Source organism: Aeromonas sp. 19NY04SH05-1 (assembly GCF_040581895.1).
Lineage (GTDB): Bacteria > Pseudomonadota > Gammaproteobacteria > Enterobacterales > Aeromonadaceae > Aeromonas > Aeromonas enteropelogenes.
This window is the reverse complement of record NZ_CP095328.1, coordinates 1,264,354-1,289,629: the sequence shown is the minus strand read 5'-3', so window position 1 is coordinate 1,289,629 and position 25,276 is coordinate 1,264,354. Positions and strand designations below refer to the sequence as shown.

Sequence of the window (25,276 nt, the reverse complement as noted above, 5' to 3'; positions counted from 1 at the left end):
GTTCGGTATCATAAACTTACTCGGGATTGCATCAAGCATAGAAATCAATTCCGGAACCGTTTGTCGATTCCGCCAGCAAACTTCGGCCGGAACTCGCCACCTCGACACCACCTTGTCCCTCGGAAGCGCCTGACTGGCCACCCTGTTGGCCCTGCTGACCCTGTCCACTGAAGCCTTGCTGCCCCTGTTGACCCTGCTGGGGCGCCTGCTGCTGCACCTGGGTCTGACCGAGCTGGATACCCTGACCGGCCAGCATCTCGCGCAGCCGGGGAATGGTCTGCTCCAGCATCTCGCGGGTCTGACCATGTTGTACCACAAAATGGACGTTGGCCTGGCTATCGGCCCCGATCTGGATCTGGATCTTCATCTTGCCCAGGCCGAGGGGGTCGAGCTGGATCTCCGCCTGTTGCAGCTTGTCCGCCAGCATCACATTGACCTTCTGGTGCAGCTCGGCGGGAGCATCCTTGCTGGCCAGGTTCAGATGGGGCAAGGATTGCGGCTCACGGCGCACGCCGGCCTCCGGCATGGTTGGCCCCTTGCTCTCCGTTACCTGGGGTTGCGGCTGGCTACCCTGCCCCGGCTGCACGCTCTGGGCGTCATTGCCAGTGCTGGCGGAGGCGGCGCCCGGCCGGCTCTTGCTCGCCTCGGCGACCTTCTGCTTCACCTCCTGGGCCATCGCCTTGCGCAGCTCGCTGCTACCTGTCACCTCCATCTGCTGGATACCGGCCGAGATGGTCGACAGCGGTGCCTGGGGCCCCTGGGGTTGAGCCTGAGCCAGTACCTGTTGCGACGCCGTCATCACAGGGGGTGTGGTGCCTGCATCGCTGGCGGCCACCGGGCTGCTCGGCACTGCGGCGCTGGCTGCCTTGGCCGCGCTGGCATCACTGTTGGCTGAATTGGCGGGTGCGGCCTGCTGGCCACTCTGTGCGGGTTCCTCTCCCTTGCTCCGAGCCTCGGAGGCGCTGACTTGTACGCTGGCATCAGGCTGCTTGATACCTTCACCGAACGCCCTGGCCGCCGCGGCCGGCCCCTGCTGGGTCGTAGCCTGAGCAGATGGCACTTTGCTCGCCATGGGGGGAATGTCGGGTTTGCTCTTGCTCTCTTCGCCCTCTTTCCCCTGCACCGCCTCACCCTGCTTCAGGGGAGGCGTCTGCTCCTCGCCGGGCAGGCGACCAGCCAGTTGGGCCAGACGCTCCTGAGCGGAGAGGGGCTTGTCCCCTTTCACGGCACCAGAAAGTCGCGGATCATCCTTGAGAGAGACCTTGTCATCTTCCCCCTCCAATACGGCATCAGCCAATATGGATTTTCCTTCATCTGCCGGGACCATCTTGGACTGCACAGCCTCGGCTTCATCCGCCAAGGACGCGGTAGGCAGGCTTCCCTCCGTCAGGGCTGACGACAAGGAAGGCATGGCGTTTGAAGCCGACTGGGCCGTCTCGCCGCCTTTGGCAGCCAGGGTATGGGCCAGCTTGCCCGCTGATGACGAGAGCCCGTCGTTATCGGCCAGCACGTCACCCTCCCCCTCTTGCGGCAAGAGATTGCCGTTCGCCACAAAAGCGGGGTCGATAGCCGCGTCTTGTTCCGCCACCACTTGTGCAGGCAAGGGCACCGCCGGCGCCGTGACCAGGGTGGTGTCGAGCTTGAGGGAGTCTTGCAGACGGAGCAGAAAATCGCTGGCGGGGAGATCCTCTGCTTTCGTGTCGGATTTATCGGATTTGGCGGGTTTGTCAGAGCCGGCAGCCTCCACCTCGGACGACACCTCATCGGTCGCCAAAGATTTGGCTGTCTGGGAAGAAGAAGCCTCGGGGGCACTCTTTACGCGCTCTGGCGCCGAGCCCGTCCCCTGAACCTTGGCGATCTCGGTGGCGAAATCCCCTCTCTGTCCGGACGGGTTGCCGCCATCGCTGCCGCCGGTTTCCGCCACGCCGTTCAGGGAGGCATTTTCCAAGCCATTCGTCAGAGTCGAAGGCGCCTGTGTCAACACTGTCTGCATCATGATGGGATCCCTGAATTCTGGAGGTGCCCACGTCAGGGCTACCGGCAATGTTCAGTTCAAAGCAAGTTACAGGCCAGATTGATGGAAACGCCTCAGTATGGCGTACTCATCCAGCATCTTCTGCTCCTGACGCTGGGCCTTCTGCTGCTCGCGGCTGGCCTGCTTCTCCAGCAGCAGCTCCACCGCCTTGCGCCGCTGCTGGGCCGCCAGCCAGGCTTCCCGCCGCTGCTCCAGCGCCTGGCGCACCTGCTGCACCCCTTCGCTCTGTTGGGTGGCGGCCTGTTCGAGCTTGTTGATGAAGGCGTGATACTGGGTATTTTGCTGGGCGCTGATCCCCTGCAGGCCGCGATCGGTCCACTGCTGGTGATAGATCTGGCGGTATTGGTTGAGGGCGTTTTGCTGATCCATGAACAGCTTCAGATCCTGCTGCGCCTTGACCAGCGCCAGCGCACACTGCTGTTCGGCCTCGACCAGCCGTTCGGCCAGCAACACCAACCCTTTACTCATCGCCGCTCTCTCCCCTCATCCGTCGTCAGCGCATCAGCGGCATGGCCACCATCTGCAAGGCTTGCAGGCCATCGTCATAGTGGATGACCTCGCGCATGCCCTGCTGCAAGAACTGATCCAGATAGGGTTTCTGGATGATGGCGCGGTCGATGCGGGGATCCGAGCCCTGGCTGTAGGCGCCGATGGTGATGAGATCCCGGTTCTGCTGATAGAGGGAGTAGAACTGCTTGAGGGTACGCGCCAGCTCCATGTGCTCCGGCGAGGTGACCATGGGCATGACCCGACTGATGGATTTCTCGATGTCGATGGCCGGATAGTGGCCCGAGTCGGCGAGTTCGCGCGACAACACTATATGGCCATCGAGGATGGCTCGCGCCGCATCGGCGATGGGATCCTGCAGATCGTCCCCTTCCGTCAGCACGGTAAAAAACGCCGTAATGGAGCCCTGGCCGTCGCTGCCGTTGCCCGCCCGCTCCACCAGCGCCGGCAATTTGGCGAACACAGAGGGCGGATACCCCTTGGTCGCCGGGGGCTCACCCACCGCCAGTGCGATCTCGCGCTGGGCCTGGGCATAACGGGTGAGCGAATCCATCAGCAGCAGCACATTGAGCCCCTGATCGCGAAAATACTCGGCGATGGCGAGCGCCGTCTCGCACCCCTTGAGGCGCATCAGGGGCGAGGCATCGGCAGGGGCCGCCACCACCACGGAGCGGGCACGCCCCTCCTCCCCCAAGATCTCCTCGATAAACTCTTTTACCTCCCGGCCCCGCTCACCGATGAGGCCCACCACCACCACGTCCGCCACCGAGCCACGGGTCATCATGCCGAGCAGCACGGATTTACCGACGCCGGAGCCGGCGAACAGCCCCATCCGCTGGCCTTGACCCACGGTCAGCACGGCGTTGATGGCGCGCACCCCCACATCCATCGGCTGATGAATGGGACGGCGGGAAAGCGGGTTGATGCGATGCTGGGCGAACTGCACCGAGTGGGAGGAGAGGATGGGACCGAGGCCGTCGAGGGGCTGGCCGATGCCATCGATGACCCGGCCGAGCAGGTTCATGCCGACCGGAATGCCGTGCTCCTCGATGATGGGCACCACACGGGCTCCCGGGATCACCCCCTTGAGCTGCTCGCTCGGCATCAGATAGAGGCGATCGCCGGAAAAGCCGACTACTTCCGCTTCCAGAGTGCCATCCAGGGTATCGATGCGACAGAGGGCCCCGATGGCGGCGCGACAACCTATGGCTTCCAGGGTCAGCCCCACCACCCGGGTCAATTTTCCGGCGACGGGCGGTTTGGGCGCGCTATCGCGAACCCGGTACCCTTGCAACCGATTGAGCAACGAGCCGCTCATCTGGCCTCCTCTGATACGAAAAACGCCCGGGTCGGCTTCAGCCAACCCGGACGCTGTCATGAATGGGGATCCCGGGATGCATTGTCCCGCAGAAAGTTGCGCAGCAGCTGATCAATACGCCCAGCCAGGGTCAGATCAATACTGGAGAGTTCGGTCGCCAGCTGCAGATCGCCGGGGGAGAGGGTGGGATCGCTTTGCAGTCGCCAGTGGCGCTTGGCGCACTCTTCGGCCCCGAACGCCTGCTCGACCCGTACCACATCGTCGGGATGGAGCATCAGGGTGACCCCCTGCTCGGCGGCGGGCAGCAGGGCCAGTCCCTCTTTGAGCGCCTCCAGCAGCAGGCGGGGCGAGGTCTCGGCCTCATGGCGGATCAGCGCACGGGCCAGCTGTTGTACCAGGGCGATGAGCTGCTGCTCCACGGCCTGATCCAGCTCATTCAGGGGATTGGCCAATCGGGAGGCCAGTTCCTGCCAGTGAGCTATCTCCTGCTCCACCAGCTCGCGGCCCATGGCCAGCCCCTCCTCACGTCCCTGCTCGAGGCCGGCTGCATGCCCCTGCTGCAAGCCCTCCAGCTTGCCCTCTTCCAGCCCCTTGGCAAATCCCGCCTCACGCCCTTCGGCCATCCCCTCTTCCCAGGCGGCCTGGCGAATGGCCTCCAGCTCCTCGGCGGTGATGCTGGGAGTCGGCTCCTGTTCGGGCTCCGGCTCCACCACCTCCTCTTCCTGCTGGTACCAGTCAGGGGAGAGTCCCAGCGCATTGGTCTCGACTTCGGACTCGACCTCCATCTCGGGCCAACCCCAGGTCTCTACCTGGGTGTTATCGTTGTCCGGGCGCACATAGCCACGCAGTTTGTTGTTCATCTTTCAGCAGCGCTCCTCGTCGCGGCCAGTTGCTGGCCCGCCATCACCATACCACTTGTTGATCATGGCTTAGAGGAACTCGTCGCCGCCACCGGAGCCCAGCATGATCTCGCCGGCATCCGCCAGACGGCGGGCGATGGAGAGGATCTCCTTCTGGGCCGCCTCCACTTCGGAGACCCGGATCGGGCCCATGGCCTCCAGATCGTCCGCCAGCATCTCGGCGGCCCGTTTGGACATGTTCTTGAAGATCTTCTCGCGCATCTGATCGTCGGAGCCCTTGAGGGCCCGTTGCAGCAGATCGCCGGGCACTTCCCGCAGCATGGTCTGGATGCCGCGATCGTCCACATCGATAAGGTTTTCGAACACGAACATCAGATCCTGGATCTGCTGGCTCATCTCCTCGTCCGACTCGCGGATGGAGTCCATCAGCTGGCCTTCGATGTTGGTATCCAGATAGTTCATGATGTTGGCTGCCGCCTTCAGGCCGCCCATCTTGGCTGCCTGGGCGCCCGCCGCACCGGCGAACTGTTTCTCCATGATGTCGTTCAACTCTTGCAGCGCCGCCGGTTGCACCTCTTCCAGGTTGGCGATACGCATCACCAGATCCAGGCGCACCTGCTCCGGGAACTGGCTCAGGATCTCGGCGGACTGCTCGGGCTCGAGATAGGAGAGCACGATAGTCTGGATCTGCGGGTGCTCGTTCTGGATGATGCTCGCCACCTGGCGGGCATCCATCCATTTGAGGGAATCGAGGCCGCGGGCACCTGAGCCCAGAATGATCTGATCCACCAGGTTGCTCGCCTTGTCTTCGCCAAGGGCCGCCACCAGGGCCTTGCGCACGAAGTCTTCGCTGCCGATACCGATATTGGTGTACTTCTGGATGTCGTCGATAAACTGGCGGTGCACCGCCGCCACCCGATCGTGGCTGAAGTCGGACATGGAGGCCATCGACATGCCGAGCCGCTGCACCTGCTTGGGCTCGAGGTGGCGGAAGATCTGGGCGGCATCCTCCTCGTTGAGGCTCAACATCAGCACCGCCGCCATCTCCATGCCGGACATCTGATCCAGGATCAGACGCTGGCTTTCGGTGATATCGTTGCCGGTGACCTGGCTTTTATTCTCTTCAGGCATCTTTGGTTACCCATTCTTTAATGACCTGAGCGGCCAGATCCGGTTCGTTCGCCACCAGCGCACGGACCGCCTTGAGCAAGTCTTCATCCCGGTGCAGATCAGGCAGCTTGAGCTGACCATCGCGCAGTCCAAACACGGGCTCGGCTTCTGCCTGGGCTGCCAACAGGCTCAGTTCGTCGTCGCCACCCAGCACGGTGTGGTTGTCGAAATCCAGCTCCCCTTCTGGCTTGGCATCCGGGTAGAGCAGGCGCTTGAGCATGGGGCGCACCACGGTGACGATAAGGACGATGATGACCAGCACGGAGGCAGCGATGCGCACTGCGCGCCAGAACCAGGGCTGTTCGTAGAGCGGCGGCTCACCCACCACTTCCAGCTCGGGACGGTTGAACGGAATGGCGACCACTTCCAGGGTGTCACCCCGGGTCACGTCAAAGCCAAGGCCACCGCCGAGCAGACGGCGCAGGGTATCGAGCTCGGCCTGGGTGCGCGCCTCGCGGGTGACCTTGCCATCGGCACCGGTCACCGACTTGTAATCCACCGCGACCGAGACGGTCATGCGGCGAATGCCCCCCATCTGGCGACGGGTGTGGCTGACGGTGGTATCGAGTTCGAAGTTGCGGGTCGCCTCCTTGCGGGAGCGACCCGAGGCGGCGGAGCCGGACTCGCCACCGGTCGCCTGTTCGGGAATATTGGAGGCGGCAGGCGGCTGGTTGGAGAGGGCCCCCGGGATGCCGCCGTTGCTGCCGCTGGAGCTGTTCTCCTCCAGAGTCATTTCGGAGCGCACCGCCGGCAAGTCGGGATTGTAGGTCTTGCGGGTCTGCTCCTGCTGGGAGAAGTCGAGGGAGAGATCGACCTCCGCCGTATAATTGTCAGCGCCAAGCACCGGGATCAGGATGGCGTCAATTTTTTGTTTGTATTCGAGTTCCTGCTTCTGCTGCATCGCAAACTCCTTGCGAGTCTGGGCAGAGACAGGATCCTGGGAACCGGAGTTGAGCAAACGACCGTTCTGATCGGTCACAGTGACGCGAGTCGGCACCAGGCCGTGCACGGCGGAGGCGACCATGTCGACGATGGAGTCCACCTCCCCCTGATTGAGGGCGGCGCCCTTGAGCTTGAGTACCACGGTCGCGCTGGGTTTGCGCTCGTTGCGGGCAAACACGTTCTCTTTGGGGATGGCCAGCAGCACCTGGGCACTGGCTACGCTCTGGAACTGCTCGATGGCGCTGGCCAGCTGACGCTCGCGGCTCAATTTCAGGCGCTCGCTCTCCATCCGCTGGCTGACGCCGAAGCTGGAATCCTTGAGCAGAATATCTTCGCCGTCATTGGTCATGTCGCTCGCATTGACCAGACCGGCACGGGTCAGGGCCAGCTTGATGCTGGGGTAGTTTTCGGCGCTGACCAGCACGCTCTTGCCATCTACCTGATAGGGGATCTTCTGCTGATCGAGAAAATCGAGGGTCTTGACCAGCTCCTGGGTGGTGTAGGTGCCAAGGGGACGCATGTCCGGCTCCTTGCCCCACAACAGGATGAAGACGGCGATGGCCAGGCAGATGGCCAGCCCCAGGATCAGGGTGATTTGCCGCAGCACGTCGGTGTTGGACAAGAAGCCCAGCGCCGAACTCTTCTGCTCATTTTCATCGAGGGCGGCGGTGCCCTCATCGTTCATCAGCAGTTCGCCGTTTTGGTCAGTAGCCACGATTCAAATCCTTACACTGGCATGTTCATGATGGTCTTGTAGGCATCGACCATCTTGTTGCGGACCTGTACCGTTGCCTCGAAGGCAATGGAGGACTTCTGGCCTGCGATCATGACTTCCGACAGATCCACCGACTTGTCACCCATATCGAAACGGGTGCGCAGATCGTTGGCAGCCCCTTGCAATTCGTTGACGTTGCCAAGTGCCTGCTGCAGCAACTGGCCAAAATCGGAAGTCACCTGGCGACCGGGTTGTGTCAGCGGTGTGGCGCCTGCCTCAATCTTGAGGGCCTGCATCTCTTGCATCAGGCTGCTTGCACTAATTTCCATTTTTCATCCCCAGACAAATCATTGACGCTGACAGGCTCCAAGCAATAAAAGTGCCAATTAGGAAAAATGCCCTCAAGCCAGGGGAATGGGTGGTCGCAGAGGGCGATGACGAACCGGCGCCAGTCACGGCCGCGGCACGGCCCCCTCGCCCAACAACAGCCTCAGATAGCTCAGATGCAGATCGTAGTGTTCCCCGGCGGGCAGCTTGACCAACACTTCGTTGTGAAGGTAACCCGCGCGGCTCGCCGCCAGCTCGGGAGGGATCAGTCTCTCCACCACCAGCCTGGCAACGATGGCATCCGCCAGGGCCATGGTCGCCTCATCGGCACGCCCCCAGCCGAAATGCCCACGATATTGCGATCCTTCAGGGCTGGGCTCGAGGGGAGAGACCTGCTCCCCCTTGACCCAGAAGGCCATGGGGATCCCATCCTGCAGACGCAGATAGACGCTCTGCTTGTCCCAGCTCGGGGCCGCGTCCATCCCGCCCTGTTCTGCTGCTTGTGCCATGCCACTCTCCTTGTTCTGCTGACAAATCCTGCTTGCGCCCATGAAAAAGAGGGCCGATGGCCCTCTTTTTACTGCAAGTTGCGTCATTTAAACAGACAACAATTCACTGTGAGCGAAGAAAAAGATGCGGTTGCTCAAAGCCTGCGCAATCACTGGGTCAGATCCTTGTCTATCCAGTATTTGGAGCCGGAAATATTGGCGTCCAGCAGCAACCCCTTCTCGCCGATCTGGTAGATGGCCATGCCACCGTTGTACTTGGCGGTGAGCTCGGCGCTCTCCTTGCCGGCCACGGCCCCCACTTCCGAGGTCGCTTCCCATCCCTGGGTGACGAAGGCATCAAACCGCGCCTTGTCTTCAAACAGGATCACCTGCTGGTAAAACTTGCCTCCCAGACCCGCGGCAATACCCGCGCCAAACATCTTCATGTAGGTGTGCTTGCCCGTGGTGCGATCGATTGCCACCCCGGCCCCCTGGTTGGTATGGAGCATCAGGGAGAACTTGCGCGAATCGAACACCGCATAGCCATATGCCTTGTCAAACAGCAACTTGGCCGAAGGTTGCTCGTTGAACAACCTCACCAGCGCGGTATCGGCCATGGTGTTGAGGGCAAGGCGCGCCTCTTCCGGGGTCTCGGGTTCGAGCATCTCGTCGAGCTTCTTGTCGGCGACCGCCAGCCACTCCTTGCCGGTGGCGATGCTCTTGTCAGTCCAGACCCCGGCGGTATTGAAGGCATCCTCGCCCCAGGCGGAGACGGAGGCCCAGCTCTTTTTGGAGAAATCGCTGACATCCTGCCAGACCTCCTTGCTGGTCTCGCTGACCACAGTGCCGAGATCGGACGCCGCCTCTTTCAACTTGGCCCAGTCCGCGTGAGCCGGTGACAACACCAGCCCCAGCGACAGGGCCATCACCCATTTTTTACCCGGATTCATGCCAGATCTCCTCGTATGCTTCGCGGTGTAACAAGCAATCTGTCTTCAGCTGTGACAGCAAACCATACCATGTTTTAGCCGTGGGGTGCCGCTTAGGCCAGAGAGCCACATTATATCCCCGGCCTCTTCGCCAATGGGTCCTCGTAACCGGTACGGCAGACGAATATAAAAAAAGCTGCTCACCTCGCGGTGAACAGCTTTCTGGTTGCCTTGGCGGATGAAAGGCCTTATTCGACCATCATCACCTTGCAGGTGTTGGTACTACCGACGGTTTCCATCTTGTCGCCGTGAGTGAGCAGAACCATGTCGCCGCTTTGCAGCAGCCCCTTGGCCTTGAGCACGTCCAGCGCATCGCGGCACACTTCATAGACCGGCTTGGTCTCGTCGCCGTCAAACAGCACAGGGGTGACACCGCGGTAGAGATTGGTCCAGGCCAGAGTCTTGTTGTGCGGTGACAGGGCGAAGATCGGCAGACCGGAGCTGATGCGGGACATCAGCAGCGGGGTAGTGCCGGATTCGGTCAGCGCCACGATCGCCTTGACCCCTTCCAGGTGGTTGGCCGCATACATGGTGGACATGGCGACGGCTTCCTCCACCGAGGTGAAGGTGTAACTCATGCGGTGGTTGGAAACGTTCAGGCTCGGGTGCTTCTCGGCGCCCACGCAGACGCTTGCCATGGAGGTCACTGTCTCGATGGGGAACTGGCCGGCGGCAGTTTCGGCGGAGAGCATCACCGCATCTGTGCCATCCAGCACGGCGTTGGCGACGTCCATCACCTCGGCACGGGTCGGCAGCGGCGCATTGATCATCGACTCCATCATCTGGGTCGCGGTGATCACCACCCGGTTCAGACGGCGGGAGTAGCGGATCAGCTTCTTCTGCACACCCACCAGCTCGGGGTCGCCGATCTCGACGCCCAGATCGCCACGAGCCACCATGACGGCATCGGAGCCAAGGATGATGTCTTCCATCGCCTCGTCGGTGGCGACAGTTTCGGCGCGCTCGACCTTGGCCACGATCTTGGCGTTGGAACCGGCTTCGCGGGCCAACTCGCGGGCGTAGCGCAGGTCATCGCCGCAGCGGGGGAAGGAGACAGCCAGGTAGTCCACATTCATGCGGGCGGCAGTCTTGATATCTTCCTTGTCTTTCTCGGTCAGAGCCGGCGCGGAGAGGCCGCCCCCTTTCTTGTTGATGCCCTTGTTGTTGGAGAGCGGGCCGGCAACAGTCACTGTGGTGTGAATGCGAGTACCTTCGACACGTTCGACTTTCAGTTGCACACGACCGTCGTCCAGCAGCAGGATGTCACCCGGCACCACGTCATTAGGCAGGCTCTTGTAGTCGATCCCCACCTGCTCCTGGCAGCCTTCACCCTTGCCGAGGGCGGCGTCCAGCACGAACTTGTCACCGATGGCAAGGTAGATCTTGCCATCCTTGAAAGTAGAAACACGGATTTTCGGGCCCTGCAGGTCACCCATGATGGCCACGTGGCGGCCGAGTTTGGCAGCAATGTCACGCACCTGGTTGGCGCGCTGGATATGATCTTCAGGAGTGCCGTGAGAGAAATTCATCCGCACCATGTCGGCGCCGGCGCGGATGATCCCTTCCAGGATCCCTTCGCGATCGGTAGCCGGACCGAGTGTGGTTACAATCTTTGTACGTCTAGGCATGAAAGACTCCAATATGAAGTTGATATGACTTGAAATTCTGCCCCATCAAGCGGATGCCGACAGGCATCCGTTTGCCAGCCATCTGGGTGGCTTTTGTTATTAAATTACAATACTACACCAAAGCAGGGTGGCATAGACAGCCGGGGGTCACCCCCCGACGACTCAGGAAGAGTGCGGTGTATCGAAGCGGGATTCGCGCAGTCCCTCTTTCACTTTTTTCAGGTTTTCGCGAAACTTCATCCCCCGGCGCAGGGTGAAACCGGTCGCCAGCACATCAACCAGCGCCAGCTGGGCGATACGGGAAGCCATCGGCATATAGACATCGGTGTCTTCCGGCACATCCATGGAGAGCACCAGGTTGCACTCGCGGGCCAGCGGCGAATCCTTGGCGGTCATGCCGATGACGGTGGCATCGTTTTCGCGAGCCAGCGCGGCAATCTCGACCAGCGCCTTGGTGCGTCCGGTGTGGGAGATGAGCACCACCACATCCCCCTCTGAGCTGTTGATGCAGCTCATGCGCATCATGACGATGTCATCGAAGCTCACTACCGGGATGTTGAAGCGGAAGAATTTGTTCTGGGCATCGCGGGCGACGGCCGAAGAGGCGCCAAGGCCGAAGAAGCTGATCTTCTTGGACTGGGTCAGGATATCGACGCAGCGATTGATGGCTGAGATATCCAGGCTGTTTTTGGCCGCATCCAGGCAAGCCATGGTGGATTCGAAGATCTTGGCGGTATAGGTATCGGGGCCATCTTCCGCCTCTACGTGACGGTTCACATAGGGTGTACCATTGGCCAGGCTCTGGGCCAGATGCAGTTTGAAATCGGGAAAACCCTTGGTATCGAGACGACGACAAAAACGGTTGACGGTCGGTTCACTGACGTCGGCCATTTTGGCCAGGGCGGCGATGCTGGAGTGAATGGCAGTTTGGGGAGACGCCAGGATCACCTCGGCGACCTTGCGTTCTGATTTACTGAAACTTTCCAAGTTGTTTGTAATTTTATCAAGGGTATTCATCATCACCACCAGGCATTTTTTGTAATTTAGCTTCAGTGTCTTTGCACTCAACTTACGGCTAAGCAGGTTTCCAATCAACCTGATGACTATACAAGACAAGTGGTTATCGCAACTAACACCTGCCATACAAAGTATGACTCATCTCTAATTATTTCGTACTTTTCGTTACAAAACGTCACCTTGCCTTGAAAGCGCTTACAAATGTTGCAAAGCAACAACACTGTGAGCAGGCGCACGTTTGTGCCGTTCCGGTGGGTGAGCGGGGCCGAGCTCGGATAGAATGGTTCGTCACAATCCAACAATAATCTCGGGACGCCAACGGTCGTCCGAAGCCTGTAACGAAGGAGTTGTTATGCAGCATACCCATGCGCTGGTCGGCGATGTCGGCGGTACCAATGCGCGTCTGGCCCTGTGTGAGCTGGCCACCGGCACTATCTCCCAGGCAAAAACCTATTCAGGTCTTGCCCACCCCTCTCTCGAAGCCGTCGTACGCCTCTATCTGGATGAACACGCAGCAAAAGTAAGCGAGGCTTGCATCGCCATCGCCTGCCCCATCAATGGTGACTGGGTCGCCATGACCAACCACAGCTGGGAATTCTCCATCAAAGAGATGCAAGCCAATCTCGGTCTTGAGCGCCTGCTGGTGATCAACGACTTTACCGCCGTCTCCATGGCCGTTCCCGTGCTGCCGGAAGAAGATCGCATCCAGCTGGGCGGAGAGGCCCCCGTGGCAGGCAAGCCCATCGCCATCTATGGGGCTGGTACCGGCCTTGGCGTGGCCCATCTGGTCAAGGCGGGTGAGCAGTGGCTGAGCCTGCCGGGCGAAGGGGGGCATGTGGATTTTGCCGCCAACAGCGAAGAGGAGGACGCCGTTTTGCAGGTGATGCGTGGCGAACTGGGTCATGTCTCGGCCGAGCGTTTCCTTTCTGGCCCGGGGCTGGTCAATCTCTATCGCGGCCTGGTGAAATCCGATGGTCGCGAACCCGAAGCACTGGCGCCGAAAGACATTACCGAGCGCGCCCTGGCCAACTCATGCCTGGACTGTCGCCGCACCTTGAGCCTGTTTTGCGTGCTGATGGGCCGTTTTGCCGGCAACCTGGCACTCAACATGGGCACCTTTGGCGGCGTCTATATTGCGGGCGGCATAGTGCCGCGCTTCCAGGAGTTCTTTACCGGCTCGGGTTTTCGGGTGGCGTTTGAAGACAAGGGGCGTTTCAAATCCTACCTCAAGGATATCCCGGTATTTCTGATCACCCATGAGGGTCCGGGACTGCTCGGCGCGGGAGCCTATTTGCGCCAGTCGATGGGACTCAAGATCTGAGCAAAGCCTGTCACCGCAAGGATCACGCCATGGTTCAGCCTCGATTCAGTGACCATGACATAAAGTGACGTCACGTAATCAAGAGGGCAGGACTTCACATGGAGTGGAAACCTCTCTCATCCACTGGTTACGTTTGTCACCTGACAAGCCTGAACTGTTTCAACCGGCCTTTTGGCCGGTTTTTTTTATGTCCGGCTTACTGGGCCAGGGATTTGAGCTGGGATTTGTCGGGGGGATTGTTCCAGTCGATGGGCCCGTGGGTAAACCGGTACTGCAACCTTGGCAGGCTGAGTTCCAGCCACTCCTCCCTGAAATAGGCATAGCCCTGCTCCCAGTCAGGATCATTGGCCCAGCCGGTTTGCAGGAAATAGAGCCGGGTACCCTGCCCTTCGGGCACGAAACGCAGGCTGACCTGGGTTTTTTGCTGGCGGATATGAGACAGAAAAGGTGGGAAATTCCAGCTGAAGCTGAGCAGGTCATAGGGCATGACCGCCATCACCCTGCACCCTTCGCTGCCTCTTTCTCCCAGTGGGGCATCTGGCCTGAAATAGATCTCGAAAGGACCGTTCGGTTCCGCCACCATCAGGCACTCGGGAGCAAGAAAACTGCGCAGACCGCTCTCGGTTGTCCAGGCATGCCAGACATCGTCGATGTGAGCAGGAACAAAAATGTTGCCTTCTATCTGTTTATTTTCCATAAATCAGCGATCCTCAAGCCATCCATACAGGGGACTCCGGCAGTATAGCCTCAGGGCAAAGACAATGGACAGCGCTTAATCACACCCTTCTTATCTGCCTCGTGCTGCAAAGTATTGCCAGCGCTCAACCACCTCAAACAGGGAGATCATCATGATCCGACTCATGGCACCAGAAGACAGGCATCATCTTGCCAACCTGTTTCTCAAGAGCCGTCGGGACACCTTTCACTGGGTCGATCTAGCCTGCTTCAGAGCAGACGATTTTGCAACCCAGACCCAGGGAGAAACCATCTGGGTGGCAGAGCGAGGGGGATATCTGTGTGGCTTCATTGCCATCTGGCAACCCGATGACTTTGTGCATCACCTCTATGTCAGCGCAGACTGGCACGGTCAGGGGATAGGGAGAGCCCTGCTCGAACAGGGCCTGGCCAGTGCGCGGCGCCAACCCAGTCTCAAGGTGGCGACCCGCAATACTGCAGCCGTGGCGTTTTATCATCGCCTGGGATGGCAGACGACCGAAGAGACCGGACACTGCGAGATAACCGGCCCCTGGTGCAAACTGGTCGCCCCCTGGCCAGAAGACACCCGGCAAGCCTGACTGACCGACGTCTTCTTGCCTCTCATCTTTTATGGCGCTCCTGATTATTCCCCGGAGCACATCAATAAAGAAGGCCACCCAAGGGTGGCCTTCAATGCGAACAATCAAGTTGCCACTCAATCCTTGGCGGACTCCATGGCACCCTCTTCGGAGTGCTGGGGCAGGATGAGGTTGAGCAGGATGGCGGCAACGGACGCCAGACCCACGCCAGCCAGGGCGAAGTCACCGATCTTCATCTCCAGGGCACCGACACCCACGGTCAGGGTCACGGCCACGATGGCGATGTTGCGCGACATACCCAGGTCCACCTTGGACTCCACCAGGGTCTTGAGACCGATGGCGGCGATGGATCCGAACAGCAGCAGCATGATACCGCCCATCACCGGCATGGGGATGGAGGTGAGCAGGGCGTTGAACTTGCCGAAGAAGGCCAGAATGATGGCGAACACGGCGGCCCAGGTCATGGTGACCGGGTTGAAGTTGCGGGTGATCATCACGGCGCCGGTCACTTCCGCGTAGGTGGTGACGGGAGGACCACCGATAAGGCCGGCGAAGCAAACCCCGATACCGTCACCGGCCAGGGTGCGGTGCAGACCGGGATTCTTGGTGTAGTCCTGCCCGGTCACCCCGCCGATGGCCAGCACGCCACCGATATGCTCGATGCAGGGGGCGATGGCCACCGGCAGCATGAACAGCGCAGCAGCCCAGTTGATCTCGGGAGTTTCGAACTGGGGCAACGCCAGCCAGGGGGCATTGGCCATGCCATCGAAGCTCACCTGGCCCATCAGCACGGCAGAGACATAGCCGGCAATCACACCGCACAGGATGGGGATCAGCTTGATCCAGCCCTTGCAGAACACGGCGGCAATCAGGGTCACTGCCAGCGAGATGCCCGCCAGCGTCAGCGCCGTGGTGGCAGGCACTACCTGTTCACCACCGGCACGGCCCATCGCCATGTTGCAGGCAACCTGGGCGACGGAGAGGCCAATCACCATGATCACCGGGCCAATCACCACCGGCGGCAACAATTTGTGCACAAACCCCATGCCGCGAGCCCGGATGATGGCAGCCAGGATGAAATACATGAAACCGGCGGCAAACAGGCCGAACATGGTGGAGGGCAGACCCCAGGTCTGGGTGGCATAGATGATGGGAGCGATAAAGGCGAAACTGGAACCGAGGAAAATCGGAACCTGACGGCGGGTGCAGAGCTGGAACAGCAGGGTTCCCACACCGGCGCCAAGCAGGGCCATGGCGGGGTTAAGTCCGGTGAGCAGGGGCACCAGAACCATGGCACCGAAGGCGACAAACAGGATTTGCAGCCCGGCGACGCTTTGCTTGACTAAGGAAAACATGGATGTCCTTAATTTTTTGATAACTGACAGGGATATTTGACACTTTTCAGTTATCACAAGACTTTTTCAAGGCACTGAATGAGCTAATTGGTGTCATTTGTTACCTTTTACTGCTTGGGGAGGGCATGAAACTGGCTTTTTAGGCGGGATTCGTTGCTACAAGCATCGAGGAAGCGATTTTACGCACTTTTATGGCCGGCGCCAATCGTTTTTCTATGCTGTTTTGTTTGTCAATGGCTCCCCTGCCCCTCCATCAGCCCGCCCTATACTTGATGACGTGAACCCAGCCGGACAAGGAGTCCCCCATGTCACTGCCCGCTTTCAAACCCAGCCAGCGCAGACTGCTGGTGGGTTCGGCCATCGCCCTGGCCCTGTTTGCCACCCCGTACAGCTATGACTTCAGCCACCATCAGTGGCAGGTGAATCAGGCCTATGCCAAGTCCTGTTTCGTGGCCGGCACCCGCATCCTGATGGCCGATGGGGAGGAGCGTCCCATCGAAACCCTGCAGGCCGGTGAACGGGTGCGGGATCAATATGGCCGCAGTAACCGCATCCTGGCGGTCGAACGGGTACTACTGGGGGAGCGCAGGCTCTACGGGCTCAACCAGCTGGCCCCCTTCTTCACCGCCGAGCACCCCTTCCTGACTACCCGCGGCTGGGCGGCCATCGCACCAGCCATGACCCGCTCCGAAAACCCGACCCTCGCCGTGCTGCCGCTCTTTACCGGCATGCGACTGCTGGGCTGGTCGGAAACCGGCAGTGCAGGCAACCTAGCGCTGGCCCCGCAGCCCGCCCTGCTGTTGGTGGAGTCCCTCTGCTGGATTGACGCCCCGCCCACCACGGCATTGTTCAATCTGATCCTTGATGGCAGCCACAGCTATATCGCCAATGAGTTGATCGTTCACAACAAGGATGGCGATGGCAATAGCGGTGGGGGTGGAAGTGGAAGCGGAGGTGGTGGAAGCAGCAGCAGTGGTAGTGGCGGCAGTGACAGCGATAGCGGCGGAGGCAGCAACAGCGGCGGTGGCAGCAACAGCGGCGGTGACAGCGACGGCGGCGGTGGCAGCAACAGCGGCGGTGGCAGCAACAGCGGCGGCAGTAGCCATGGCGGCGATGACCATGGTCAGGGTGAACACGCCGGTGGAGAACAACATGCAGGAGGAGATCGCCATGCCGGTGGAGAACAACATGCCGGAGGTGATCGTCACGCCGGCGGTGAGCGTCATGGCGGTGGTCGTGGCCTCGGCAACGGCCTGGATGACAGCGGTCTCGACGATAACGGCGTGGATGCCATCGATGCCAACGGCAACGAGATCCGGGGCGACGGCACAGTCGACGACAACGGGGTAGACACCGTCGATGCCAACGGCAACAAGCTGCGGGGGGACGGCACGGTAGACGATCGCGGCCAGACCCTGACCGATGCGCAGGAACAAGCGCTGATCCAGCAAGGGTTCAACAGTAAGGAGCAACCATGAACCGTTATCTGTTGATCTGCCTCTCCTTGTGGCTGTTCGGCTGTGCCGCCCAGCAGTCGGCCCCGCTCTACCATCAGATGGACAAGCAGGACGTGGCGCTGGCCAACCAGGCGCTGGCCGAGGCGTTGCAAACCCGTCCCAAGGGCCAGAGTCTCACCTGGTTCAACCCCACCAACCGCCACTCGGGCAGCGTCACGCCGCTGCGCACCTTTCGCCACCCCAATGGCCTCTGGTGCCGCGACTACCGCGAGCAGCTCTACATAGGCCAAGCCAGCCAGCAGTGGCAGGACACCGCTTGTCGCAGCAAGGCAGGGCACTGGCTGCCACTGCGCAGCTGACCGCGCCGGTGACAGCCTGGGTATCAAAACAAAGGGGGTGGCCATGGCCACCCCCTTTCATTTCAAGCTTGCCCGGATCACACCCGGCGATAGGGCAGGTAGACCGGCTCCCACATGTGGCTCAGGATATGCTGCTGCAGATCCTGACCGATCAGCGGATGGCCGGGATCCTTGCGCACTATGTCTTTCAGCACGGCGGTCGCCACGTGCACCGAGATGCTGCGCAGCTCGCGAATGCGCGGATAAACCGCCCCTTGCGCCAGATCTACCTCGCTCACACATTCGGCCAGCGCAAAGGCGGCTGTGGTGAAGATGTCGGGGCTTATCTCGCGGATCTGGCTGACGATGGCCGCCAACCCCACCCCCGGGAAGATGAAGACGTTGTTGCCCTGCCCCACCCGGTAATCCTGCCCCTCATAGTGCACATCCTTGAACGGGCTGCCGGTGGCGACGATGGCCTTGCCCTTGCTCCAGCGATAGATGTCCTCCGGCAGCGCCTCGCAGTTGGCGGTCGGATTGGAGAGCGGGAACACCATTGGGCGTTCGCAATGGGTCAGCATCAGCTGGATATGCTGCTCCTTGAAGGCACCACCGGCGCCGCTGGTGCCCAGCAACACAGTGATGGGCACATGGCGCAGCACATCGGTCAGGTTCGCCTTGCCGGGGACTTCGGTGTCCCAGCCCGACAGCAACAGGCCCGGCTTGGCATAGCGGCGCTTGTACTCGTCAAGCCCCTCACGGTTGTCACACACCAGCCCCTGGGTATCCAGGATATAGATGCGATCCCGCGCCGCCTGAGGATCCATGCCCTCGCGGATGAGGCCGGCGCAGATCTGATCCGCCACCCCGACCCCGCCGGCACCGGCGCCATAGACCAGATAGTTCTGCTGACCCAGGCTTTCGCCCTTGGCCTTGACCGCCCCTATGATACCGGCCAGCACCACGGCCCCCGTGCCCTGGATATCGTCATTGAAGGAAGGCAGCGACTGCTGGTAACGGGAAAGATTGTTGAAGGCGTTGGACTTGCTGAAGTCTTCCCACTGCAACACGGCATTGGGGAAGTGGCGCTTGACCCCGGCCACGAACTTGTCGATGAAGTCGTCATACTCCTTGCCGCGAATGCGCTTGTGAGGCTGACCCAGATACATGGGGTCATCGAGCAGCGCCTGGTTGTCGGTACCCACATCCAGCGCGATGGGCAAGCAGCAGGCGGGATGGATCCCGGCGCCCAAGGTGTAGAGGGAGAGCTTGCCGATGGGAATGCCCATGCCGCCCACCCCTTGATCGCCGATCCCCAGGATCCCCTGGCTGTCGGTCACGACGATAATGCGCACGGATTTGGCATCGAGATGGCGGGCCAGAGAGCCCATGTCCTCGACGTTTTTCGGGGTGATGTAGAGGCCGCGCGGCTTCTGGAAGCGGTGGCTGAACTCCTGGCACGCCTTGCCCACGGTCGGGGTATAGATGTAGGGGGTCATCTCCTCCACATGGCGCGACAGCAGGGCATAGAAAAGGGTCTCGTTGCGATCCTGTAATGCCCGCAGGTTCTGATACTTCTCGATATCGTTGCAGGCGCTCAGAAAGCCCTGGTAGACCCGCTCCAGCTGGGCTTCAAACGTTTGCACCTGGGGTGGCAGCAGGCCGTCGAGCTCGAAGTCGGCCCGCTCCTGTTCGGTAAAGGCGGTGCCCTTGTTGAGATTGCGATCATTGAGCAGATCGGTGCCTGTCAGTGCAACGGGGCGAAAATCTTGTCCCTGTGCGTCTTTCCACAGCAGATATTGTCCGGTAGCCATAGTCATTCTCGTTGATTTACATGAAGTTGCCGTTCGGCAGGAGAGCGAGACACATAATGAAATCAATCATATGACGTTTATCAATTCGATTTTGTGAGCTTGGGCATACCCCTGCCCTCCTGCCAGGGGCCAGGGCGAGAAAGTTGTGCCGCACTATCCAACCAGCAGACCGACATGGCCTTGTTTCCCCGGATGGAGAGCAAAAGAAGGGGCGCCGCAGCGCCCCTGTTTAAACAACGTCTGTTTAACTGGATTTGCCCTCTTTGGGCTCATCCAGCTTGTGTTTGACTTCTTCATACCAGAGATCGTGGTGCTCCCTGGCCCAGGTCTCGTCCACCTCGCCAGTCACCATCCCCTCCAGCGCCCCTTCCAGCTGGAACAGGCCCATATAGATATGGAAAATGAAGCCGCAGATGAGGATCAGGGCCCCGACGATGTGGATGAAGCTGGCCCACTCCATCTGGCGGCGCAGCTGGCCGAAGATGGGGAAGTCCAGAAACAGCCCGGTCGCCACCACGATGCCGCCAAACCAGATCAGCAGCCAGAAGATCGCCTTCTCGCCGCCGTTGGAGAAGCCCGCCGAGGGATGACTCCCCTTGTGCTTGCCCAGCATGCCGCCAAATTTCAGGAACCACTGCACATCCACCATATTGACGATGTTGTGGCGGAACCACTTGATGAGCACCCCGAGCAGGCAGAGGAAGAAGAGCGGGCCCACGTAGTTGTGGAACACCTTGGCGAACCAGATCCAGTTCTCCCACACTCCCATGCTCACTACCGGCTTGATGAAATACTTGCCGTAGATGATGGCCAGCCCCGACCCCGAGAGGGTCAAGAACATGGCAGCCGTGGTCCAGTGCAGGGCCCTGTCCATCCTACTCCAGCGCTTGAGCTTGCGCCCGGTTCTGGGTTTGGAGAGCTTGGTCGGCCCCACCACCCAGTACATCAGGCCGCACATGGCGAGCGACCCGAAAATGGCGATGGCACCCAGCGGCGATACCCACTTGGTCTTCACCTCGAACCAGAGCTGACCCGGCACCGAGATGAGTACCCCGTGCTCCGGCGAGCGGGAGGTGGTGGTTCCCTCCTGCCCGTCCTTCACCGCGCGCCAGTAGTCGGCACCGGCAAAGCCGATCGTCTCCTTCTGGGCATCGGCGAAGCCAGGCGCGCTGAACAGCAGCAAGGCTGTCAGCAGCGCTGTCAGCCAGTGTCTCATTGGCCGCCCTCCTGCTTGCCAAGCTTGAGCCCCTTGCCTCTGCCATCGCGGGGTTTGCTGGCGTCGTGGAACAGATCCTGCTCATCCCCGCCCCAGGCCGCGTGAGGTGCACCGCGATAGGCCACCCGCTCGCGGAAGATGTCGGAGATGACCTGGGCGTCACCGGCCAGCAGCGCCTTGGTGGAGCAGAGCTCGGCACACATGGGCAGCTTGCCCTCGGCGATACGGTTGGCACCGTACTTCTGGCGCTCCGCCTCGCTGTGATCCTCCTCCGGGCCACCGGCGCAGAAGGTGCACTTGTCCATCTTGCCGCGATCGCCAAAGGCGGCGGTCTTCGGGAACTGGGGCGCCCCGAACGGGCAAGCGAACAGGCAGTAACCACAACCGATACAGAGATCCTTGTTGTGCAGCACTATGCCGTCGTCGGTGTGGTAGAAGCAGTCCGCTGGGCAGACCGCCATGCAGGGGGCGTCGGTGCAGTGCATGCAGGCCACCGAGATGGAGGTTTCTCCCGGCAGGCCATCGTTGAGAGTCACCACCCGGCGACGCTGGATGCCCCACTCCAGGGCATCATCGTTCTCGTTCTTGCACGCCGTCACACAGCCGTTGCACTCGATGCAGCGCTTGGTGTCACACATGAATTTCATTCTGGCCATGGGATCAGGCTCCTACTTTACGAAAACGGCACAGGGTGACCTTGGTCTCCTGCATCTGGGTAACCGGGTCATAACCATAGGTAGTGACTATGTTGACCGACTCGCCCAGTACGTAAGGGTCTGACCCTTCCGGATATTTGGATCTCAGATCCTTGCCCTCGAAATGACCGCCGAAGTGGAACGGCATAAAGGCAAGGCCAGGCTTCACCCGCGGCGTGATCAGGGCTTTCACCTTGACGCGGCCCCCTTCCGGCCCCTCGACCCAGACATCCTGACCGTCGCGCACACCGACATCGTTGGCATCCGCCGGGTTCATCTCGACGAACATCTCCTGCTGCAGCTCGGCCAACCAAGGGTTGGAACGGGTCTCGTCACCGCCCCCCTCGTATTCGACCAGACGGCCGGAGGTGAGGATGATGGGGAACTCCTTGCTGACATCTTTTTCCTGCACCGAGGCGTACTGGGTCGGCAGGCGCCACAGGCTCTTGGCATCGGGCCAGGTGGCGTAGTCGGCCAACAGATCCCGGCGCGGGGTGTAGAGCGGCTCGCGGTGCTTGGGCACCTGATCCGGGAAGGTCCACACCACGCAGCGTGCCTTGGCGTTGCCATACGGTACGAAGCCGTGCTTGATGGCGACGCGCTGGATACCGCCAGAAAGGTCGGTCTTCCAGTTCTTGCCCTCGGCTTCCTTCTTCTCGGCCTCGGTCAGCTCGTCCCACCAGCCCAGTTGCTTCATCAGATCGGCGGTGATCTCGGGATAACCGTCCTCCACCTCGCTACCCTTGGGCCAGGAGTCTTCGGCCAGCAAGGAGACACCCTGATATTCGAGACCGAAACGGGCACGGAAACCGCCGCCCCCTTCTGACACAGGGATGCTGGTATCATAGAGGATGTGGCTGCCGGGGTGCTTCATCTCCGGGGTACCCCAACAGGGCCAGGGCAGACCGTAGATCTCGCCGCTGACCGGGCCACCTTCGGCCTTGAGGCTGGTCTTGTGGAAGGTGTGCCAGTTCTGCTGGTGCTCCTTGAGGCGCTCCGGACTCTGGCCGGTGTAACCGACGGTCCACATGCCGCGGTTGTACTCGCGGGTGATGTCTTCCAAGAGCGGCTGGTTGTTCTCCACCTTGATGTGCTTGAACAGCTCATCGGCAAAGCCCAGCTTCTTGCTCAAGAGATACATGATCTCGTGGTCGACCTTGGACTCGAACAGGGGCTCGATCACCTTGTCGCGCCACTGCATGGAGCGGTTGGTTGCGGTGACGGAACCATAGGTCTCGAACTGGGTGGTGGCCGGCAGCAGGTAGACGCCGTCGGTGCGATCGTTCATCACCGCCGCCACGGTCGGGTACGGGTCGACGATCACCATCATGTCGAGCTTTTGCATCGCCTTCTTCATCTCGGGACCGCGGGTCTGGGAGTTGACCGCATGGCCCCAGTAGAACATGGCGCGAATGTTGGTGCCCTGCTCGATAAGGTCGGCGTTCTCCAGCACCCCATCCACCCAGCGGGAGACCGGAATACCGTTGTTGTTCATCGGCAGTTTGCCGTTGTAGGCCTTGTTATCAAAACGGGATTTGAGCCACTCGAAGTCCACATCCCACACCCGGGCCCAGTGCTTCCAGGCCCCCTCTTCCAGGCCGTAGTAGCCGGGCAGGGAGTCGGAGGTAACGCCAAAGTCGGTGGCACCCTGCACGTTGTCGTGGCCGCGGAAAATGTTGGTACCGGCACCGCTCTTGCCCACGTTGCCAAGAGCCAGCTCGAGGATGCAGTAGGCACGGGTATTGTTGTTGCCGGTGGTGTGCTGGGTACCGCCCATACACCAGACCACGCAGCCCGGACGGTTGTCGGAGAGCAGCTTGGCGGCGCCGTAGACCTCTTTTTCACTGAGGCCTGTCACCCGCTCCACTTCCGCCGGGGTCCAGCGCGCTACCTCTTTTTGCACCTCGTCCATGCCAAAGACGCGGGTGCGGATAAACTCCTTGTCTTCCCAACCGTTCTTGAAGATGTGCCACAACATGCCCCAGATGAAGGCCACGTCGGTGCCCGGGCGCAGGGAGAGGTACATGTCCGCCTTGGCGGCGGTGCGGGTGCGGCGCGGATCCACCACCAGGATCTTGCAGCCGTTGCGCTCTTTCGCCAGCAGGATGTGCTGCATGGCGACCGGGTGGGCCTCCGCCGGGTTGGAACCGATAAACATGATCGACTTGCTGTTGTGCATGTCGTTCAGGCTGTTGGTCATGGCGCCATAGCCCCAGGTGTTGGCCACACCGGCGACCGTGGTGGAGTGGCAGATGCGCGCCTGGTGATCCACGTTGTTGGTGCCCCACAGGGACGCCATCTTGCGAAACAGGTAGGCCTGCTCGTTGGAGTGCTTGGCGGAGCCGAGCCAGAAGATGCTGTCCGGACCGGACTCCTTGCGAAGACGCAGCACCTCGTTGCCCACCTCTTCGATGGCCTGATCCCAGCTGATGCGCTGCCACTTGCCGCCCACCAGCTTCATCGGGTACTTGAGGCGACGCTCGCCGTGGCCATGCTCGCGCAGGGCAGCCCCCTTGGCGCAGTGACCGCCGAGGTTGAAGGGGTGATCGAAGGCCGGCTCCTGACCGGTCCAGACCCCGTTTTGCACCTCGGCATAGACGCCGCAGCCCACCGAGCAGTGGGAGCAGATGGTGCGTTTCACCTCGACCGGCACGTCGGCGGCCACGGTTTTGGCTTCGGCTCGCTGCATCATGGCCGGTGCCAGCCAACCGGCGGCCACGGCACCACCGGCCACCAGACCGGAGTTGACCATAAAGGCGCGGCGGGTCAGCCCCTGACCACGGGAGGTGGCGGCACTGGATTGATCGGCGGAAGTTGCCGGCTCGGCACGTTTCGTCAGTTTCATAAGATCTCCTTCACTGAGCCGGCTCAGTCGGTGCCGCGCAGGGTGCGATAAAAGTCGTGAACATGGGGGGTCTCCCGATAGCCCTTGTCCGGCTCGGTGTCGTGGGTGAGCACCTCTTTACCCACCACCCGGCCGGTGGCACCGGCCAATACCCCTATGGTGGCGACCACGCCGACACCCTTGATCAGGTTGCGTCGTGACGGATCTTGCAGCTTGTCATCGCTCATCTTGTTCTCTCCGACTCTTGTTTTTGTTATGGCCGGCCCGGGGGCCGACATTGCTACGAACGGTATCTGTCATATGGTTATGGGCGAGTAACCACCCGGGCGCCAAACGGCAGGCGCAATTCGTTTTCCAGCTTGAAGAAATCTTCGGCAAGTAACCCCACCGCACGGTAGAAACAGCCTCCCTTGGCCTTTTGCTGATCATGGCAGCACTTAATCACCCAGGGAGCGAGGTGGCGCTCATAGAAGCGGTTGCGCTCCGGGTGCTGTTCGCTGACCAGCACCGCCATCACCTCGCACAGGGCCGCCAGGTGATCTTCGGGCTCGCACACCCCGCTCTGGCGCTCGAAGCCCAGGGATTGCAGATCGGCACGCAGCACCGCGAGCGGCAGCTCCATCAGGGAGCCGGTGAGATACCAGGAGGCAAAGGGGACGATTTCCCCCCGGCCGATACCGATAAAGAGATCCTGATACTCCTCGGCCAGGGTGCCCTCGTCGTGGCTGCTGGCGGCGAGCTGCACCAGCCCGAGGCCCCGGGCAAAGGGGCCGGGAACCGGCTCAAGGTCACGCAGCCACTGCAACTGCTCGCCCTTGGGGGCGGCGCGCCACAGGCTTGCCAGCAGGGCATAGAGCTCGGCGCTGTTGCTCTCGAGAGGGGTCATGGCATCTGTCATGGGCAGGGTGCTCTGGTTGTCATCTTGTTGCTGATACATATTGGCC

23 protein-coding genes are annotated in these 25,276 nt (G+C 61.0%); 4 read left to right on the top strand and 19 right to left on the bottom strand.

What is annotated here, in order from left to right; genetic code table 11:
- Positions 1-31 precede the first annotated feature (31 nt).
- The 11 genes from MRK42_RS06105 to MRK42_RS06055 all read right to left on the bottom strand — a co-directional run bounded on the left by MRK42_RS06105 (position 32) and on the right by MRK42_RS06055 (position 11,996).
- Positions 32-1,996: a flagellar hook-length control protein FliK gene (locus MRK42_RS06105; protein ID WP_354688923.1), complete on the bottom strand. Its 1,965-nt coding sequence runs from the start codon at positions 1,994-1,996 to the stop codon at positions 32-34.
- A gap of 66 nt (positions 1,997-2,062) precedes the next feature.
- Entirely contained in the window at positions 2,063-2,503 is a 441-nt protein-coding gene (gene fliJ / locus MRK42_RS06100; protein ID WP_026456074.1) for a flagellar export protein FliJ, read from the bottom strand.
- A gap of 25 nt (positions 2,504-2,528) precedes the next feature.
- A complete protein-coding gene (gene fliI / locus MRK42_RS06095; RefSeq protein ID WP_354688922.1) occupies positions 2,529-3,860 on the bottom strand; it encodes a flagellar protein export ATPase FliI in 1,332 nt (443 codons plus the stop codon).
- A gap of 56 nt (positions 3,861-3,916) precedes the next feature.
- The gene (gene fliH / locus MRK42_RS06090) at positions 3,917-4,720 is read right to left on the bottom strand and encodes a flagellar assembly protein FliH (protein WP_354688921.1); all 804 of its coding nucleotides are present in this window, start codon (positions 4,718-4,720) and stop codon (positions 3,917-3,919) included.
- Positions 4,721-4,789: 69 nt separating this feature from the next.
- Positions 4,790-5,851: a flagellar motor switch protein FliG gene (fliG, locus tag MRK42_RS06085; RefSeq protein WP_026456071.1), complete on the bottom strand. Its 1,062-nt coding sequence runs from the start codon at positions 5,849-5,851 to the stop codon at positions 4,790-4,792.
- Positions 5,844-7,547 (bottom strand): flagellar basal-body MS-ring/collar protein FliF, encoded by a 1,704-nt coding sequence (gene fliF / locus MRK42_RS06080; RefSeq protein WP_042024819.1) that lies wholly within the window; start codon positions 7,545-7,547, stop codon positions 5,844-5,846. The genes fliG and fliF overlap by 8 nt, the downstream gene beginning before the upstream one ends.
- Before the next feature lie 11 nt (positions 7,548-7,558).
- Positions 7,559-7,876 carry a flagellar hook-basal body complex protein FliE gene (gene fliE / locus MRK42_RS06075; protein ID WP_026456070.1) on the bottom strand — a complete coding sequence of 106 codons (318 nt, stop codon included), beginning with the start codon at positions 7,874-7,876 and terminating at the stop codon, positions 7,559-7,561.
- Between the two features lie 123 nt (positions 7,877-7,999).
- The gene (locus MRK42_RS06070; RefSeq protein ID WP_224211297.1) at positions 8,000-8,383 is read right to left on the bottom strand and encodes a hypothetical protein; all 384 of its coding nucleotides are present in this window, start codon (positions 8,381-8,383) and stop codon (positions 8,000-8,002) included.
- Between the two features lie 149 nt (positions 8,384-8,532).
- Positions 8,533-9,312, bottom strand: coding sequence for a hypothetical protein (locus MRK42_RS06065; protein WP_354688920.1), 780 nt, complete (start codon positions 9,310-9,312; stop codon positions 8,533-8,535).
- A 227-nt stretch (positions 9,313-9,539) separates the two neighbouring features.
- Entirely contained in the window at positions 9,540-10,979 is a 1,440-nt protein-coding gene (gene pyk / locus MRK42_RS06060) for a pyruvate kinase (protein ID WP_026456067.1), read from the bottom strand.
- Between the two features lie 162 nt (positions 10,980-11,141).
- A complete protein-coding gene (locus MRK42_RS06055) occupies positions 11,142-11,996 on the bottom strand; it encodes a MurR/RpiR family transcriptional regulator (protein WP_167334817.1) in 855 nt (284 codons plus the stop codon).
- A gap of 352 nt (positions 11,997-12,348) precedes the next feature.
- Between MRK42_RS06055 and glk the strand changes: the two genes are divergently transcribed.
- Positions 12,349-13,317: a glucokinase gene (gene glk / locus MRK42_RS06050; RefSeq protein WP_061475575.1), complete on the top strand. Its 969-nt coding sequence runs from the start codon at positions 12,349-12,351 to the stop codon at positions 13,315-13,317.
- A 196-nt stretch (positions 13,318-13,513) separates the two neighbouring features.
- Here the strand turns inward: glk and MRK42_RS06045 are convergent, their stop codons facing one another.
- Entirely contained in the window at positions 13,514-14,014 is a 501-nt protein-coding gene (locus MRK42_RS06045) for an SRPBCC domain-containing protein (RefSeq protein ID WP_042024815.1), read from the bottom strand.
- Positions 14,015-14,165: 151 nt separating this feature from the next.
- On the opposite strand from MRK42_RS06045, the gene MRK42_RS06040 reads away from it, so the two are divergent.
- Positions 14,166-14,612: a GNAT family N-acetyltransferase gene (locus MRK42_RS06040; RefSeq protein WP_338611941.1), complete on the top strand. Its 447-nt coding sequence runs from the start codon at positions 14,166-14,168 to the stop codon at positions 14,610-14,612.
- 116 nt (positions 14,613-14,728) lie between these two features.
- On the opposite strand, the gene MRK42_RS06035 is transcribed toward MRK42_RS06040, so the two are convergent.
- Positions 14,729-15,967 carry a uracil-xanthine permease family protein gene (locus MRK42_RS06035; RefSeq protein WP_338611940.1) on the bottom strand — a complete coding sequence of 413 codons (1,239 nt, stop codon included), beginning with the start codon at positions 15,965-15,967 and terminating at the stop codon, positions 14,729-14,731.
- A 305-nt stretch (positions 15,968-16,272) separates the two neighbouring features.
- Between MRK42_RS06035 and MRK42_RS06030 the strand changes: the two genes are divergently transcribed.
- Together MRK42_RS06030 and MRK42_RS06025 are read left to right on the top strand one after the other, a co-directional pair.
- On the top strand, positions 16,273-17,445 hold the full coding sequence (locus MRK42_RS06030) for a hypothetical protein (protein ID WP_338611939.1): 1,173 nt from the start codon (positions 16,273-16,275) through the stop codon (positions 17,443-17,445).
- Positions 17,442-17,783 (top strand): RT0821/Lpp0805 family surface protein, encoded by a 342-nt coding sequence (locus tag MRK42_RS06025; RefSeq protein ID WP_338611938.1) that lies wholly within the window; start codon positions 17,442-17,444, stop codon positions 17,781-17,783. Before MRK42_RS06030 ends, MRK42_RS06025 begins: the two co-directional genes overlap by 4 nt.
- Before the next feature lie 77 nt (positions 17,784-17,860).
- On the opposite strand, the gene MRK42_RS06020 is transcribed toward MRK42_RS06025, so the two are convergent.
- The 6 genes from MRK42_RS06020 to MRK42_RS05995 form a co-directional block, all read right to left on the bottom strand.
- Positions 17,861-19,576 carry an NAD-dependent malic enzyme gene (locus tag MRK42_RS06020; RefSeq protein WP_042024810.1) on the bottom strand — a complete coding sequence of 572 codons (1,716 nt, stop codon included), beginning with the start codon at positions 19,574-19,576 and terminating at the stop codon, positions 17,861-17,863.
- Positions 19,577-19,820: 244 nt separating this feature from the next.
- Positions 19,821-20,792: a formate dehydrogenase subunit gamma gene (locus tag MRK42_RS06015; protein ID WP_026457830.1), complete on the bottom strand. Its 972-nt coding sequence runs from the start codon at positions 20,790-20,792 to the stop codon at positions 19,821-19,823.
- On the bottom strand, positions 20,789-21,448 hold the full coding sequence (fdh3B, locus tag MRK42_RS06010; RefSeq protein ID WP_026457829.1) for a formate dehydrogenase FDH3 subunit beta: 660 nt from the start codon (positions 21,446-21,448) through the stop codon (positions 20,789-20,791). The genes MRK42_RS06015 and fdh3B overlap by 4 nt, the downstream gene beginning before the upstream one ends.
- A gap of 4 nt (positions 21,449-21,452) precedes the next feature.
- Positions 21,453-24,332, bottom strand: a complete 2,880-nt coding sequence (locus tag MRK42_RS06005; RefSeq protein ID WP_216992801.1) for a formate dehydrogenase subunit alpha — start codon at positions 24,330-24,332, stop codon at positions 21,453-21,455.
- Positions 24,333-24,355: 23 nt separating this feature from the next.
- Positions 24,356-24,559 carry a transcriptional initiation protein Tat gene (locus MRK42_RS06000; protein WP_026457913.1) on the bottom strand — a complete coding sequence of 68 codons (204 nt, stop codon included), beginning with the start codon at positions 24,557-24,559 and terminating at the stop codon, positions 24,356-24,358.
- A gap of 77 nt (positions 24,560-24,636) precedes the next feature.
- The gene (locus MRK42_RS05995; RefSeq protein ID WP_124240481.1) at positions 24,637-25,269 is read right to left on the bottom strand and encodes a molecular chaperone TorD family protein; all 633 of its coding nucleotides are present in this window, start codon (positions 25,267-25,269) and stop codon (positions 24,637-24,639) included.
- Positions 25,270-25,276 lie beyond the last annotated feature (7 nt).

Bases quoted from the DNA above. Each gene is read 5' to 3' on its own strand.
- MRK42_RS06070 (WP_224211297.1), bottom strand. From the start codon at position 8,383: ATGGCACAAGCAGCAGAACAGGGCGGGATGGACGCGGCCCCGAGCTGG.
- MRK42_RS06040 (WP_338611941.1), top strand. From the start codon at position 14,166: ATGATCCGACTCATGGCACCAGAAGACAGGCATCATCTTGCCAACCTG.
- fliG (WP_026456071.1), bottom strand. From the start codon at position 5,851: ATGCCTGAAGAGAATAAAAGCCAGGTCACCGGCAACGATATCACCGAA.
- pyk (WP_026456067.1), bottom strand. From the start codon at position 10,979: ATGCCTAGACGTACAAAGATTGTAACCACACTCGGTCCGGCTACCGAT.
- fliI (WP_354688922.1), bottom strand. From the start codon at position 3,860: ATGAGCGGCTCGTTGCTCAATCGGTTGCAAGGGTACCGGGTTCGCGAT.
- MRK42_RS06045 (WP_042024815.1), bottom strand. From the start codon at position 14,014: ATGGAAAATAAACAGATAGAAGGCAACATTTTTGTTCCTGCTCACATC.
- fdh3B (WP_026457829.1), bottom strand. From the start codon at position 21,448: ATGGCCAGAATGAAATTCATGTGTGACACCAAGCGCTGCATCGAGTGC.
- MRK42_RS06025 (WP_338611938.1), top strand. From the start codon at position 17,442: ATGAACCGTTATCTGTTGATCTGCCTCTCCTTGTGGCTGTTCGGCTGT.
- MRK42_RS05995 (WP_124240481.1), bottom strand. From the start codon at position 25,269: ATGTATCAGCAACAAGATGACAACCAGAGCACCCTGCCCATGACAGAT.
- MRK42_RS06035 (WP_338611940.1), bottom strand. From the start codon at position 15,967: ATGTTTTCCTTAGTCAAGCAAAGCGTCGCCGGGCTGCAAATCCTGTTT.
- MRK42_RS06005 (WP_216992801.1), bottom strand. From the start codon at position 24,332: ATGAAACTGACGAAACGTGCCGAGCCGGCAACTTCCGCCGATCAATCC.
- MRK42_RS06020 (WP_042024810.1), bottom strand. From the start codon at position 19,576: ATGGCTACCGGACAATATCTGCTGTGGAAAGACGCACAGGGACAAGAT.
- MRK42_RS06055 (WP_167334817.1), bottom strand. From the start codon at position 11,996: ATGAATACCCTTGATAAAATTACAAACAACTTGGAAAGTTTCAGTAAA.
- fliJ (WP_026456074.1), bottom strand. From the start codon at position 2,503: ATGAGTAAAGGGTTGGTGTTGCTGGCCGAACGGCTGGTCGAGGCCGAA.
- MRK42_RS06065 (WP_354688920.1), bottom strand. From the start codon at position 9,312: ATGAATCCGGGTAAAAAATGGGTGATGGCCCTGTCGCTGGGGCTGGTG.
- fliH (WP_354688921.1), bottom strand. From the start codon at position 4,720: ATGAACAACAAACTGCGTGGCTATGTGCGCCCGGACAACGATAACACC.
- MRK42_RS06015 (WP_026457830.1), bottom strand. From the start codon at position 20,792: ATGAGACACTGGCTGACAGCGCTGCTGACAGCCTTGCTGCTGTTCAGC.
- MRK42_RS06000 (WP_026457913.1), bottom strand. From the start codon at position 24,559: ATGAGCGATGACAAGCTGCAAGATCCGTCACGACGCAACCTGATCAAG.
- fliE (WP_026456070.1), bottom strand. From the start codon at position 7,876: ATGGAAATTAGTGCAAGCAGCCTGATGCAAGAGATGCAGGCCCTCAAG.
- MRK42_RS06030 (WP_338611939.1), top strand. From the start codon at position 16,273: ATGTCACTGCCCGCTTTCAAACCCAGCCAGCGCAGACTGCTGGTGGGT.
- glk (WP_061475575.1), top strand. From the start codon at position 12,349: ATGCAGCATACCCATGCGCTGGTCGGCGATGTCGGCGGTACCAATGCG.
- MRK42_RS06105 (WP_354688923.1), bottom strand. From the start codon at position 1,996: ATGATGCAGACAGTGTTGACACAGGCGCCTTCGACTCTGACGAATGGC.